This window comes from Xanthomonas sp. NCPPB 2864 (assembly GCF_056675615.1).
Map to the genome: position 1 here is coordinate 161915 of NZ_JBWWVS010000001.1, position 13053 is coordinate 174967.

Consider the following 13053-nt stretch of genomic DNA (forward strand, 5'->3'; position numbering starts at 1 on the left):
CGACCTGGCTCAGTGGCTCTCGATAGCGGCCGGTGTGAGGTCAGGCCGATGCAAAGCGTGAGTTTGTGGCGTGCGGGATGGTCGCCTCATCTCTCTGCGCGGTTCGCGAGATCACGCCGATTTGATGACTGCTCGATGCGTAGGCTGCTACCTTCGATACGCGCGCGACACTCCGACCTCGTGTTTCTGCCGATTGGAACGGCGATGTCGAGCGAGCGCACCTGGCGCGCAAGCGCCACCCAGCCACCATCGATCGATGTCTCTCGCCCGCAAGATGTTCGCGCGCGTGCAGGGTCGCAGACGGCCCACTGCACCTGCCCGCCCGCATCCGTCTAGAATCTGCGCCCCGCATCGTCTTCAGCTGATCCTGCCATGCCCATCTACGGTTTCCAGTGCACCACCTGCGGTCACGCCTTCGACCGCCTGCAGAAGATGGCCGACCCCGATCCGCAGACCTGTCCGGCCTGCGCGGCGGCCACGATCAAGCGCCAGATCACCGCGCCCTCGTTCCGTCTGTCCGGCAGCGGTTGGTACGAGACCGACTTCAAGTCGGCGGGCGAGAAGAAGAAAAACCTCACCGAAAGCAGCAGCGCCGGCGGCGATGCCAAGCCGGCGGCCGCCGCCGAGAGCAAGCCTGCTGCCAAGCCCGCGGCCGACCCCGCCTGAGCCGGACCAGCGCGCCGCAGGCGCTGGCAGGGCGGAAGGCCTAACCCCTGGACCCAGCCGCGCGCGGCGCGCCCATCCGCGGCCTCAACGCGCCTCGAAGCGTGCCCGGCAACCATCGTTGACCCATACCGTCGCGCGGCGCTCGTCGTACCCCCAGCTGCGGCCTTCCTCGCAACGGGTGTCGGACAGCTGGCGGGTCAGCACCGGGCGGCCATAGCGGCCATCCCAGCCGCAGGTACGCAGGCGGCGGTCGTCGCTGGCGCAGGTGATGGCGTAATCGTTGCGCGGGCGGTCGTCGCGGCCACCGTAGCCGCCGTCACCCCGGTCCCAGCCGCCGCGTGCCTGCGCAAACTCGCCCCGGCAGCCGTCGTCCACCCAGATCCGGCCCCCGTCCTGGCGCCAGTTGCGGCCTTCCACGCAGGGCGTGTTGGACAGCTGGCGCACCAGCATCGCGCGGCGCCAGCCGGTGTCGCAGATCTTCTGGCGCTGGTCGTTGCTCTCGCAGCGCACCGTGCCGGCGACCCCGCCACCGGGGCCACCGTTGCCGCCCCAGCTGCCACCGTTGCGGCCATCGACAAAGCGCGCCCGGCAGCCGTTGTCGACCCAGACGCGGCCGCGCTCGCTGCCCCAGTTGCGGCCTTCGATGCAGCGCGTGCCGGAGATGTTCTCGACCAGCACCGCGCGGCCGCGGAACGGCGTATCGCACTCGCGGCGACGGTTGTCGTTGCTGGAGCAGGTGATGCTGGGGCCGTTCCAGCTGCGGTCCTGCGCGGCGGCAGGCGCGCTGGTCAGCAGGCCGGTCAGGGTGATCAGGCCGAAGCCGGAGAGCAGCAGGGCGGTGCGCAGCATCGTGGCGTCCTTGGTGCGGAAGGGTCTGGCGCCTATTCGGCCGGGCCCTGACTTAAGCGGCCATGAGCGCCCGCCGATTTGCTCCTGCCGCCCGCCGGCCCCAGAATATCCGGCTCTCCGGCGCTGTCCTGTGTCGGGTTTTTCAGCGGAGCTTTCGATGCGTACCCACTTCTGCGGCCTGGTCGATGAGACCTTGATCGGCCAAACCGTCACTCTCGCCGGCTGGACCGACGTGGCCCGCAACCTGGGCGGGGTGTGCTTCATCGACCTGCGCGACCACGAAGGCATCGTGCAGGTGACGGTCGAACCGGTGGCCGGCGACGACGCCAGTGCCGAGCTGTTCAAGGTGGCCGCCAGCCTTGGCTACGAGGACGTGCTGCAGGTCGAAGGCGTGGTGCGTGCGCGGCACGCGGTCAACGACAAGCTGCGCACCGGCAAGGTGGAAGTGATCGCCACCCGCATCAGCATCCTCAACAAGGCCGCGCCGCTGCCGTTCCACGCGCACGAGAACCCGGGCGAGGAGACGCGCCTGAAGTACCGCTATCTGGACCTGCGCCGTCCGGAAATGCAGCGCATGCAGCGCACCCGCATCAAGCTGGTGCAGGCGCTGCGCCGGCACCTGGACGCACGCGATTTCCAGGACATCGAAACCCCGATCCTGACCAAGGCCACCCCGGAAGGCGCGCGCGACTTCCTGGTGCCGGCGCGCATGCATCCGGGCGAGTTCTACGCCTTGCCGCAGAGCCCGCAGCTGTTCAAGCAGATCCTGATGGTGGCCGGCTTCGACCGCTATTACCAGATTGCGCGTTGCTTCCGCGACGAAGCGCTGCGCGCCGACCGCCAGTTGGAATTCACCCAGCTCGACATGGAATTCGCCTTCGTGCGCGAGCGCGACGTGCAGGATTTCGTCGAAGACATGATTCGCGCCATCTTCGCCGAAGTGGTGGACGTCGAACTGGCCGCGCAGTTCCCGCGCATGACCTGGGCCGAGGCGATGCGTCGCTATGGCTCGGATAAGCCGGACCTGCGCATCGCGCTGGAACTGGTCGACGTGGCCGAACTGGTCAAGAGCAGCGAGTTCCCGGTGTTCACCGCCGCCGCCAACGATGCCGACGGCCGCGTGGCCGCGCTGCGCATCCCCGGTGGCGCCACGCTGTCGCGCAAGCAGATCGACGAATACGCCGCCCACGCCGCCAAGTACGGCGCCAAGGGCCTGGCCTACGTCAAGCTGTCGGCGAGTGGCGAAGTCAGCTCGCCGATCGCCAAGTTCTTTAGCGAAGACGCCTTCGCTGCGCTGCTCAAGCACGTCGGGGCCGGCAACGGCGACATCGTGTTCTTCGGTGCCGGCGGCTACAACAAGGTGTCCGACTTCATGGGCGCGCTGCGTTTGAAGGCCGGCAAGGATTTCAACCTGATCGCCGATGGCTGGGCGCCGCTGTGGGTCACCGATTTCCCGATGTTCGAGTGGGACGAGGAGGCGCAGCGCTACGTCGCCCTGCATCACCCCTTCACCGCGCCGGCGGTGGACGACATCGCCGACCTGCGCGCCAATGCCCGCACGGCGGTGTCGCGCGGCTACGACATGGTGCTCAACGGCAATGAAATCGGCGGCGGCTCGATCCGTATCCACCGCCCGGACATGCAGAGCGCGGTGTTCGAACTGCTCGGCATCGGCGCCGAGGAAGCGCGCGCCAAGTTCGGCTTCCTGCTGGATGCGCTCAACTACGGCGCACCGCCGCACGGCGGCATCGCCTTCGGCATCGACCGCATCGCGGCGCTGATGGCAGGCACCGACTCCATCCGCGACGTGATCCCGTTCCCCAAGACCACCGGCGCACAGGACCTGATGACCGACGCCCCGTCGCCGATCGCCGCCGATCAGCTGGCCGAAGTGCACGTGCAGGTACGCCCCAAGCAGGTCTGACCTGCCACCCACACGGCCACCCCAGCGTGGCCGTGCAGCCGACACGCTGCGCCGTGCAGCGTGTCGCGTGCAGAGATGCCGCGGGCGCATCGCGCCCCCGCTCAACGATCGATGCCCACACCGGCGGCGGTGCCTGCCGCAGCCGCGACGCAGGGCCTTGCCCCGCGCTCGCCCTCAACAACGCACTGCGCGCAGTCCACGCCGCGCCGGCCCGCAAACGCGTATCGGATCGCAGATGCTCTTCCGATTCCCGAATCCCGAATCCCGAATCCCGAATCCCGAATCCCCGCTTGCGACCCCACCACCGCATGCGCGAAGCTGCCACGTCCACCCGGCACGAGACGCCCGCATGACCCGCATCCGCCGCGCCACACCGGACGATGCCGAAGCCTTGTCGCTGCTGGCTGCGCAGACCTTTACCGAAACCTTCGGGCATCTGTACCCGCAGGAGGATCTGCACGGCTTCCTGCAGGAGACCTATGCGGTCGAGCGCGCGCGCATCGTGCTGGCGCATCCGGACTATGCGATCTGGCTGCTGGAGATGGACAACCTGCTGGTCGGCCACGCTGCCGCCGGCCCCTGCGGGCTGCCGCACCAGGACGTGCGTCCCGGCGACGGTGAGCTCAAGCGGCTGTATCTGTTGAAGGACTACCAGAACAGCGGTTGGGGCAGCCGCCTGTTCGAGACCACGCTGGACTGGCTGGAGCGCGACGGCCCGCGCACGTTGTGGATTGGCGTGTGGTCGGAGAATTTCGGCGCGCAGCGTTTCTACGCCCGCTACGGGTTCGAGAAGGTCGGCGAATACGATTTCCCGGTCGGCAAGATCCTCGACCGCGAATTCATCCTGCGCCGCACCCCGCGCGTTGCGGCCGATTGAACGGCGCGCCGATGCCCGGCTGGCGCGGCGTGCGACCACGGTTGCCCGCGCCCGGCCACGCTGAGTGCCACCGGCACCATCCCTACCTCGGTCGCCTGCAGGCCGGCACGCGCATCGGTTGCCGGTCTGCCGGCCCGGCGCGGGTGGCGTTGATTCGCGCGCAAGCGACCTGCGGCAGATCCGCCGCACATCCGCGCTCACCTGAAGCCGGCGCCAAGTCGCGGTCATGACGTCCGCGTCCGGCGCACCCTCGTTCATCCCGGGTCACTCCCAACGCATCCTGCGTGAGCGGGCGAGCGCCGCGACCGCCGACGTGCTGCTGGTGCACGGCATCTGGAACACCGCGCACTGGCTGTTGCCGCTCGCGCGCCGGCTGCGTGCCGAGGGCTTGGCGCCGGCGCTGTTCGGCTACGCCAGTGTGCTCGGCGGACCCGAACGCGCCGTGCCACGGCTGATCGAACGCCTGCAGGCGACCGGCGCGCAATTGCTGGTCTGCCACAGCCTGGGCGGCCTGGTCGCGCTGCAGGCCCTGCGCGCCGCGCCCGAATTGCCGGTGCGCCGCGTGGTCTGTCTGGGCTCGCCGTTGTGCGGCAGCGCCGCCGCGCGCGGCCTGGCCCGCCGCGGCGGGCGCTGGGCGCTGGGGCGCAGCGCGGCCTTGCTGCAGCACGGTGTCGTGCAATGGGAGGGCGAGGCGGAGATCGGCCAGATCGCCGGCACCGTCGCGCGCGGGGTGGGGCGATGGCTGGCGCCGCTGGACGGCGGCTCGGACGGCACCGTGGCGCTGGCCGAAACCCGCCTGCCCGGGCTGCGCGACCATTGCGTGGTGCAGGCCAGCCACAGCGGCCTGTTGCGCTCGCCCGAGGCCGCGCAGCAGGTGCTGCGCTTCCTGCGCCAGGGCCGGTTCCGCCACTGAACGCCGCCGCCCCGGTGCGGGCGAGCAATCAGGTAAAATCCGCGCCCTGTCATCCAAGCCAGTCTGGAACCACCCATGGGTAGAGGCCCCTCCATCGAAGGCCGCAAGAACGCCTCCGACGCCAAGCGCGGCAAGATGTTCACCAAGATCATTCGCGAGATCAGCGTCGCCGCGCGCGGCGGCGGTGGCGATCCGTCCAACAACCCGCGCCTGCGCGTGGCGGTGGACAAGGGTCTGTCGGCGAACATGTCCAAGGACGTGATCGAGCGCGCCATCAAGAAAGCCACCGGCGAGCTGGAAGGCGTGGAGTACGAGGAAGTGCGCTACGAGGGCTACGCCCCCGGCGGCGTGGCGGTGATCGTGGACTGCCTGACCGACAACCGCGTGCGCGCGGTGGCCGACGTGCGCCATGCCTTCAGCAAGTGCGGCGGCAACATGGGCACCGATGGCTCGGTGGCCTTCATGTTCAAGCGCCTGGGCGTGCTGAGCTTTGCCGCCGGCACCGACGAAGACACCCTCACCGACGCGGCGATCGAAGCCGGCGCCGACGATGTGGTGGTCTACCCGGAAGACGGCGCCATCGACGTGCTGACCGCCCCGGACGCCTTCGCCCAGGTCAAGCAGGCGCTGACCGCCGCCGGCCTGGAGCCGGCACACGCCGAAATCACCTTCCGCGCCGAAAACGACATCGCCGTCGACGGCGACACCGCCGTGCAGGTCCGCAAGCTGCTCGACATGCTCGAAGACCTGGACGATGTCCAGGACGTCTATTCGAACGTCGATCAAGCGGCGCTTGGCGCCTGATGATGGCCGGGATGGCGGGATTCGTTATTCGGGATTCGCAACAGCAATGCGATCGCCGCACGGCAGGTGCGTCACCAATCCCGAATCCCGACTCCCCAATCCCGGCGTTTCGATGACCCGCATCCTCGGCATCGATCCCGGCTCCCAGCGCACCGGGCTCGGCATCATCGACGTCGACGAGAGCGGTCGCAGCCGGCATGTCTATCATGCGCCGCTGGTGCTGCTGGGCGATGGCGACTTCGCGCAGCGGCTCAAGCGCCTGCTGCACGGGCTGGGCGAGGTGATCGAGACCTACCGGCCGCAGGAAGTGGCGATCGAGAAGGTGTTCATGGGCAAGAGCGCCGATTCGGCGCTCAAGCTCGGCCACGCGCGCGGCGCGGCGATCTGCGCGGTGGTGCTGCGCGATCTGCCGGTGCACGAGTACGCTGCCACCGAGATCAAGCTGGCGCTGGTCGGCAAGGGCGGGGCGGACAAGGTGCAGGTGCAGCACATGGTCGGCATCATGCTCAACCTGAAAGGCAAGCTGCAGGCCGACGCCGCCGACGCACTGGCGGTCGCCATCACTCACGCCCACGTGCGCGCCACCGCGCAGCGCCTGGGCGTCAATACCCAACAGGCCTGGAGCCGCAAGAAATGAGAATCGGGATTCGGGAATCGGGAATCGGGAATTGCAAACGCAGAGTCCACAGCAGCGCGCGCTGTTGCGATTCCCCATTCCCGATTCCCCATTCCCGGCACCGCCAAGGCGGTGCCCAATGATCGGCCGCCTGCGCGGGCTGCTGGCCTACAAGCAGCCGCCGTGGCTGGTGATCGATGTCGGTGGGGTGGGGTATGAGCTGGAGGCGCCGATGAGCACCTTCTACGACCTGCCCGATGTCGGCCGGGACGTGATCCTGTTCACCCACTACGCGCAGAAGGAAGACAGCGTGTCGCTGTACGGTTTCCTGCGCGAAGGCGAGCGCAGGCTGTTCCGCGACGTGCAGAAGGTCACCGGCATCGGCGCCAAGATCGCGCTGGCGGTGCTGTCCGGGGTCAGCGTGGACGAGTTCGCCCGGCTGATCACCAGCGGCGACATCACCGCGCTGACCCGCATCCCCGGCATCGGCAAGAAGACCGCCGAGCGTATGGTGGTGGAGCTGCGCGACCGCGCCGCCGACTTCAGCAGTGGCGCGCCGATCACCGGCCAGCTCGGCCCGGATGCGGTGTCCGAAGCCACGGTGGCCTTGCAGCAACTGGGTTACAAGCCGGCCGAGGCCGCACGCATGGCACGCGAGGCCGGGGCAGAAGGCGACGAAGTCGCCACGGTCATTCGCAAGGCCCTCCAGGCCGCGCTGCGTTAGGTCGCGCCGTCCTCCTCTCCTTCACGCCACTTGGCGATACCCTGCCCACTCCATGTCCCAGACCCCCACTTCCGCAGCTGGCCACGGCCATGCGCCTGCCAATAGCCATATGGCCTTGGTCATCGGCGCCATCGGCGTCGTCTTCGGCGATATCGGTACCAGTCCGCTGTACACCCTCAAGGAGGCGTTCTCGCCGCACTACGGGCTGACCAGCGACCACGACACCGTGCTGGGCGTGCTGTCGCTGGCGTTCTGGGCGCTGATGGTCACGGTGACGCTCAAGTACGTCACCATCATCATGCGCGCCGACAACGAGGGCGAGGGCGGCATCATGGCCTTGATGGCGCTGACCCAGCGCACCCTGCGCAGCGGGTCGCGCTCGGCGTACGTGGTCGGCATTCTCGGCATCTTCGGCGCCTCGCTGTTCTTCGGCGATGGCGTGATCACCCCGGCCATCTCGGTGATGGGCGCGGTCGAAGGCCTGGAAATCGCCGCGCCCAGCCTGCATCCCTTCATCGTGCCGATCACCGTGATCGTGCTGCTGGTGGTGTTCATGGTGCAGCGCTTCGGCACCGAAAAGGTCGGCAAGGTGTTCGGCCCGATCACCTGCCTGTGGTTCCTGTCGCTGGGGGCGATCGGCGCCTGGAACATCGTCGACGCGCCGGAAGTGATGAAGGCCTTCAACCCCTGGTGGGCGATCCGCTTCTTCATGGAGCACGGCTGGCACGGGGTGTTCATCCTGGGCGCAGTGGTGCTGGCGGTGACCGGCGGCGAGGCGCTGTATGCGGACATGGGCCACTTCGGCGCCAAGCCGATCCGCCATGGCTGGTATTTCTTCGTGTTGCCGATGCTGCTGCTCAACTACCTGGGGCAGGGCGCGCTGGTGCTCAATCACCCCTCCGCACTGAAGAACCCGTTCTTCGAAGCAGTGCCGGGCTGGGCGCTGTATCCGATGATCATCCTGGCCACGCTGGCGGCCGTGATCGCGTCGCAGGCGGTCATCACCGGCGCCTATTCGGTGGCCCGCCAGGCGATGCAGCTGGGCTACATCCCGCGCATGCTGATCAAGCACACCTCGCGCACCACCATCGGCCAGATCTACGTGCCCGGCATCAACTGGCTGCTGATGGTGATGGTGATCGCGCTGGTGCTTATCTTCCGCAGTTCCACCAATCTGGCGGTGGCCTACGGCATCTCGGTGTCGATGACCATGCTGATCGATACCCTGCTGCTGGCGCTGGTGGCGCGCTCGTTGTGGCCGCGCTGGCGCAACTGGGTGCTGCCGCTGTGCGTGGTGTTCTTCTTCATCGAGCTGGCCTTCGTCATCGCCAACGGCGCCAAGCTGTTGCAGGGTGCCTGGTTTCCGCTGGCGCTGGGCATCGTGGTGTTCACCCTGATGCGCACCTGGCGCCGCGGCCGCGCGCTGCTGCGCGAGGAAATCCGCAAGGACGGCATCCGCATCGACAGCTTCCTGCCGGGCCTGATGCTGGCCCCGCCGGCGCGCGTGCCGGGCATGGCGGTGTTCCTCACCGCCGACCCGATGGTGGTGCCGCATGCGCTGATGCACAACCTCAAGCACAACAAGGTGCTGCACGAGCGCAACATCTTCCTCAACGTCGACACCTTGCCGATCCCGTACGCGCCGGCGGACAAGCGCCTGCAGATCGAATCGATCGGCGACGAGTTCTACCGCGTCTATGTGCGCTTCGGCTTCATGGAAACGCCGGACGTGCCGCTGGCGCTGATGCGTTCCTGTGACCAGGGCGGCATCCATTTCGACCCGATGGACACCACCTTCTTCGCCAGCCGCGAGACCATCGTGGCCAGCGCCAACCGCGGCATGCCGATCTGGCGCGACAAGCTGTTCGCGCTGATGCATCGCAACGCCGCCCCGGCCACCGGCTTCTTCCGCATCCCCGGCAATCGCCTGGTCGAGCTGGGCGCGCAAGTGGAGATCTGAGCATGGCAGCGCTCAAGTGGATGATCTACGGTCGTTCGCCGAGCCTGGACACCTTCTGGGACGAAGCGCTCAACCTCGGGCGCGTGCCGGCGAGCGAGGCCGCCATCGCAGCGGCGCAGGCGCGGCTCGGTGTACGTCTGCCGGCGTGGCTGCGCAGCCTGTATGCACGCTATGACGGCGGCGCTGTGCAGATGGCGCGTGGCCAGTCGCTTGAGGAACCGGACAACTGGCTCAAGGCCGAATGGCTGATCCCGCGTGCACGCCTGCTTGGCAGTGCAGAATTGTTTTCCTTTGCACAGGTGCGCGCTCGCGAGGACTACCGCGATGACGCATTTGCCGGTCTGGCTGCCGGTCGCGATGACGGCCGCCTGATCGTCATTGCCGCCGATGACCGCACGCCTAGCCGCGCGCTGTGCCTGGACTACTCCGTATCCGATGTTGAGCCCACCGTGGTCTATGTCGACGCAGGCAATAATCGCAGGCTGGCGGAGTTCGCCAACGTGGACGCTCTGCTGTCGCAGTTGGTCGATGTCCACTACTGGTCGCCCGCCTTGCAGGCCAAGCACGATGGGGATGTGGTGCGTTGGCAGCCGCAGCCGCCCGCGTTGACCACGTTCTGGAGCGGTGCCGGGTACTGGAACGACGGCGGGGCCGCTGCGGACGCCTCTGTGTTGGCTGCCACCGAAGCGCGCCTGGGCGTGCGCCTGCCGGCGTTGTTCAAGCAGCTCTACAGTGTCCAGGACGGCGGCGACACCGGCTGGTGCTGGGTGCCGCGGACCCGCTTTCCCTCCGATCTTTACGTGGATTGGGAATGCGTGCTGGTGGATCGGTATCTGTCGCCGCTGGCGAAGATCGGCAGCCTGCTGGATCTGGCCGCTGCCTTCGAAGACCCCGACGACTTCAGCGCGGCGGCCTGCCTGCACGCCGGCCTGGATCGGGTGCTGGTGCTGTCAAGCCATAACATTGACTGTCTGTTGTGCCTGGACTATCGCGCGCGCGGCCCGCAGTGCGAGCCGGACGTGGTGTATTTCGATCGCTGGGAGGGGCTGGTCCCCACCTGGCGCGCGCCCAGCTTCGACGCGTTCTTCAGTGTGCTGCGGCAGGCCGATCTTGATTGCTAGATGCTGCGCCGCCCGCACGCGGCATGCGAAGATGGCGGGATGACCGAACAGCGCATCATCGCCAGCAGTGCCACCCGCGAAGACGATGCCGCCGATGCGAGCATCCGCCCCAAGCGCCTGGCCGATTATCTGGGCCAGCAGCCGGTGCGCGAGCAGATGGAGATCTACATCGAAGCGGCCAAGGCGCGCGGCGAGGCGATGGACCATGTGCTGATCTTCGGGCCGCCCGGTCTGGGCAAGACCACGCTCAGTCATGTCATCGCCAACGAGCTGGGCGTGAACCTGCGCTCGACCTCCGGCCCGGTGATCGAGAAGGCCGGCGATCTGGCCGCGCTGCTGACCAACCTGCAGCCGCACGATGTGCTGTTCATCGACGAGATCCATCGCCTCTCGCCGGTGGTGGAGGAAGTGCTGTATCCGGCGATGGAAGATTTCCAGATCGACATCATGATCGGCGACGGCCCGGCCGCGCGCTCGATCAAGATCGATCTGCCGCCGTTCACCCTGATCGGTGCCACCACCCGTGCCGGCCTGCTGACCGCGCCGCTGCGCGACCGCTTCGGCATCGTGCAGCGGCTGGAGTTCTATTCGCCGCAGGAACTGACCCGCATCGTGATCCGCTCGGCGGCGATCCTGGGCATCGACTGCACGCCCGAGGGTGCGGCCGAGATCGCCCGCCGCGCGCGCGGCACCCCGCGTATCGCCAACCGGCTGCTGCGGCGGGTGCGCGACTTTGCCCAGGTCAAGGCGGCGGGGCATATCGACCTGCCGGTGGCGCAGGCGGCGATGCAGATGCTCAAGGTCGACCCGGAAGGCTTCGACGAGCTCGACCGCCGCATGTTGCGCACCATCGTCGATCATTTCGACGGCGGCCCGGTTGGGGTGGAGTCGCTGGCCGCCTCGCTGTCGGAAGAGCGCGGCACGCTGGAAGACGTGATCGAGCCCTACCTGATCCAGCAGGGCTTTTTGATCCGCACCGCGCGCGGCCGCATGGCCACCCACAAGGCCTACATGCACCTGGGCCTGAAACCGCCACGGGACCGCGCGCCAGGATTCGGCGAGCCGGGAGAGCTGTTCTGATGATGCTCCGTTCGTCGCGCGCCCAGGCCGTCTTGACCAACAATCCGTGCCCATGACCGCCGAGTCCCGACTCCCGATTCCCCCATCCCCGCCTGTATTCAGTTGGCCGACACGCGTGTACTGGGAAGATACCGACGCCGGGGGCGTGGTCTACCATGCGCGCTACGTCGCTTTCATGGAACGGGCGCGCACGGAGTGGATGCGCGCACTCGGCTACGGGCAGGAGCGCATGCGCCAGCAGCACGATCTGGTGTTCGCGGTCCGCTCGATGCAACTGGATTTCCTCAAGCCGGCCCGGCTCGACGACGCGCTGTCAGTGTCGGCGGTACTGCTGCGATGCAAACGGGCCAGCCTGCTGTTTGCGCAGTCGGTACGTCGCGAGGGCGAAGTGCTGCTGACCGCCGAGGTGCGCATTGCCGCACTCGGTACCAGCGACTTCCGCCCGCGCGGGATGGACGATGCGCTGTATGACGTGTTGAAAGCTCTAGAAACCCCAGAATCCGATTACTGAGGAACAAACGGATGTCGATTGCATTGCTCCTGGCCCTGCAGGACACGGTAGTGGAAGCACTACCGCAGGACGTTGCCGCCGCTGCGGCACAGACCGCCAGCGTGGCGCACAACAGCAGCATCAACTATGTCGATCTGATTCTGCGGGCGAGTATCCCGGTCAAGATCATCGTGTTGCTGCTGCTGATCGGCTCGTTCATCAGCTGGGTGATCATTTTCCGCAAGGCGCGCGCCTTCAAGCAGGCCAACCGCGAGGCGGACGAGTTCGAAAACCGCTTCTGGTCCGGCGCCGATCTGGCCAAGCTCTACGCGTCGGCCACCGACCGTAACCGCACCGTCGGCGGCCTGGAGTCGATGTTCGAGAGCGGCTTCCGCGAGTTCTCGCGGCTGCGCGACCGCCGCCGGCTGGACGGGCGGGTGCAACTGGAAGGCGCACAGCGCGCCATGCGCACCGCCTTCACCCGTGAAGTCGACCAGCTCGAGCGCAATCTCGAATTGCTGGCCAACATCGGTTCCACCGCCCCGTACGTCGGCCTGGTCGGCACCGTGTTCGGCATCATGGTGACCATGCACGACATGGTCAGCAGCGGCGAGCAGGCCGGTATCGCTGCGGTCGCACCGGGTATTTCCGAAGCGCTGTTCGCCACCGCCATCGGCCTGTTCGTGGCGATCCCGGCGGTGTGGGCCTACAACCGCTTCACCACCCGCGTGGAACGGCTGTCGGTGCGCTACGAGACCTTCGCCGACGAGTTCAGCTCGATCCTGCAGCGCCAGGCCGGCGCGGACGAGTAATGCGCGTGCCCTGCGACAGCCGGCAGCCAGGCGAATGCCCCGTCACGGCACGCACATCCCGGTGCGTGGACGTGGCAGGTGCGGCGTTCGCACATGCGCGTCTGGCGTGGCGCAGGGATTGGACAGGCAAGCCCCTCGCGACAGCGCGCACACGCAGGTGCGATGGATTGGATGGGCGAGTCCCTCGCAAGAGCCCGCACATCCATGTGCGGGGGAT

The 13053-nt window shown here is 67.7% G+C and carries 13 protein-coding genes; 12 read left to right on the top strand and 1 reads right to left on the bottom strand.

The window, feature by feature from the left end:
• Nucleotides 1-372: 372 nt before the first annotated feature.
• On the top strand, nucleotides 373-666 hold the full coding sequence (locus AC1KVE_RS00575) for an FmdB family zinc ribbon protein (protein ID WP_016904137.1): 294 nt from the start codon (nucleotides 373-375) through the stop codon (nucleotides 664-666).
• Between the two features lie 84 nt (nucleotides 667-750).
• On the opposite strand, the gene AC1KVE_RS00580 is transcribed toward AC1KVE_RS00575, so the two are convergent.
• Entirely contained in the window at nucleotides 751-1515 is a 765-nt protein-coding gene (locus AC1KVE_RS00580) for a DUF3011 domain-containing protein (protein ID WP_065032680.1), read from the bottom strand.
• A 157-nt stretch (nucleotides 1516-1672) separates the two neighbouring features.
• Here AC1KVE_RS00580 and aspS point away from each other — a divergent pair, with 157 nt between their 5' ends.
• The 11 genes from aspS (at nucleotide 1673) to tolQ (ending at nucleotide 12836) form a co-directional block, all read left to right on the top strand.
• Nucleotides 1673-3439, top strand: coding sequence for an aspartate--tRNA ligase (aspS, locus tag AC1KVE_RS00585; protein WP_065032679.1), 1767 nt, complete (start codon nucleotides 1673-1675; stop codon nucleotides 3437-3439).
• A 349-nt stretch (nucleotides 3440-3788) separates the two neighbouring features.
• On the top strand, nucleotides 3789-4316 hold the full coding sequence (locus tag AC1KVE_RS00590; protein ID WP_054591029.1) for a GNAT family N-acetyltransferase: 528 nt from the start codon (nucleotides 3789-3791) through the stop codon (nucleotides 4314-4316).
• A 226-nt stretch (nucleotides 4317-4542) separates the two neighbouring features.
• On the top strand, nucleotides 4543-5229 hold the full coding sequence (locus tag AC1KVE_RS00595) for an alpha/beta hydrolase (protein WP_054591028.1): 687 nt from the start codon (nucleotides 4543-4545) through the stop codon (nucleotides 5227-5229).
• A 75-nt stretch (nucleotides 5230-5304) separates the two neighbouring features.
• A complete protein-coding gene (locus AC1KVE_RS00600; RefSeq protein ID WP_024940614.1) occupies nucleotides 5305-6033 on the top strand; it encodes a YebC/PmpR family DNA-binding transcriptional regulator in 729 nt (242 codons plus the stop codon).
• A 112-nt stretch (nucleotides 6034-6145) separates the two neighbouring features.
• Nucleotides 6146-6670, top strand: coding sequence for a crossover junction endodeoxyribonuclease RuvC (gene ruvC, locus AC1KVE_RS00605; RefSeq protein WP_054591027.1), 525 nt, complete (start codon nucleotides 6146-6148; stop codon nucleotides 6668-6670).
• A 118-nt stretch (nucleotides 6671-6788) separates the two neighbouring features.
• Entirely contained in the window at nucleotides 6789-7373 is a 585-nt protein-coding gene (gene ruvA, locus AC1KVE_RS00610) for a Holliday junction branch migration protein RuvA (RefSeq protein WP_016904121.1), read from the top strand.
• 52 nt (nucleotides 7374-7425) lie between these two features.
• Nucleotides 7426-9333 (top strand): potassium transporter Kup, encoded by a 1908-nt coding sequence (locus tag AC1KVE_RS00615; protein ID WP_026064726.1) that lies wholly within the window; start codon nucleotides 7426-7428, stop codon nucleotides 9331-9333.
• Nucleotides 9334-9335: 2 nt separating this feature from the next.
• Nucleotides 9336-10454 (top strand): SMI1/KNR4 family protein, encoded by a 1119-nt coding sequence (locus tag AC1KVE_RS00620; RefSeq protein ID WP_481092031.1) that lies wholly within the window; start codon nucleotides 9336-9338, stop codon nucleotides 10452-10454.
• Nucleotides 10455-10493: 39 nt separating this feature from the next.
• Nucleotides 10494-11534 (top strand): Holliday junction branch migration DNA helicase RuvB, encoded by a 1041-nt coding sequence (ruvB, locus tag AC1KVE_RS00625; RefSeq protein WP_046346028.1) that lies wholly within the window; start codon nucleotides 10494-10496, stop codon nucleotides 11532-11534.
• A gap of 52 nt (nucleotides 11535-11586) precedes the next feature.
• The gene (gene ybgC, locus AC1KVE_RS00630; protein WP_481092030.1) at nucleotides 11587-12045 is read left to right on the top strand and encodes a tol-pal system-associated acyl-CoA thioesterase; all 459 of its coding nucleotides are present in this window, start codon (nucleotides 11587-11589) and stop codon (nucleotides 12043-12045) included.
• An 11-nt stretch (nucleotides 12046-12056) separates the two neighbouring features.
• A complete protein-coding gene (gene tolQ / locus AC1KVE_RS00635) occupies nucleotides 12057-12836 on the top strand; it encodes a protein TolQ (RefSeq protein ID WP_016904125.1) in 780 nt (259 codons plus the stop codon).
• Nucleotides 12837-13053: the final 217 nt, after the last annotated feature.

What these genes read in the sequence shown, in the direction of transcription:
- AC1KVE_RS00595 (WP_054591028.1), top strand. Translation starts at nt 4,543, where the DNA reads ATGACGTCCGCGTCCGGCGCACCCTCGTTCATCCCGGGTCACTCCCAA.
- tolQ (WP_016904125.1), top strand. Translation starts at nt 12,057, where the DNA reads ATGTCGATTGCATTGCTCCTGGCCCTGCAGGACACGGTAGTGGAAGCA.
- AC1KVE_RS00575 (WP_016904137.1), top strand. Translation starts at nt 373, where the DNA reads ATGCCCATCTACGGTTTCCAGTGCACCACCTGCGGTCACGCCTTCGAC.
- ruvC (WP_054591027.1), top strand. Translation starts at nt 6,146, where the DNA reads ATGACCCGCATCCTCGGCATCGATCCCGGCTCCCAGCGCACCGGGCTC.
- ybgC (WP_481092030.1), top strand. Translation starts at nt 11,587, where the DNA reads ATGACCGCCGAGTCCCGACTCCCGATTCCCCCATCCCCGCCTGTATTC.
- AC1KVE_RS00590 (WP_054591029.1), top strand. Translation starts at nt 3,789, where the DNA reads ATGACCCGCATCCGCCGCGCCACACCGGACGATGCCGAAGCCTTGTCG.
- AC1KVE_RS00620 (WP_481092031.1), top strand. Translation starts at nt 9,336, where the DNA reads ATGGCAGCGCTCAAGTGGATGATCTACGGTCGTTCGCCGAGCCTGGAC.
- AC1KVE_RS00580 (WP_065032680.1), bottom strand. Translation starts at nt 1,515, where the DNA reads ATGCTGCGCACCGCCCTGCTGCTCTCCGGCTTCGGCCTGATCACCCTG.
- AC1KVE_RS00615 (WP_026064726.1), top strand. Translation starts at nt 7,426, where the DNA reads ATGTCCCAGACCCCCACTTCCGCAGCTGGCCACGGCCATGCGCCTGCC.
- aspS (WP_065032679.1), top strand. Translation starts at nt 1,673, where the DNA reads ATGCGTACCCACTTCTGCGGCCTGGTCGATGAGACCTTGATCGGCCAA.
- ruvA (WP_016904121.1), top strand. Translation starts at nt 6,789, where the DNA reads ATGATCGGCCGCCTGCGCGGGCTGCTGGCCTACAAGCAGCCGCCGTGG.
- ruvB (WP_046346028.1), top strand. Translation starts at nt 10,494, where the DNA reads ATGACCGAACAGCGCATCATCGCCAGCAGTGCCACCCGCGAAGACGAT.
- AC1KVE_RS00600 (WP_024940614.1), top strand. Translation starts at nt 5,305, where the DNA reads ATGGGTAGAGGCCCCTCCATCGAAGGCCGCAAGAACGCCTCCGACGCC.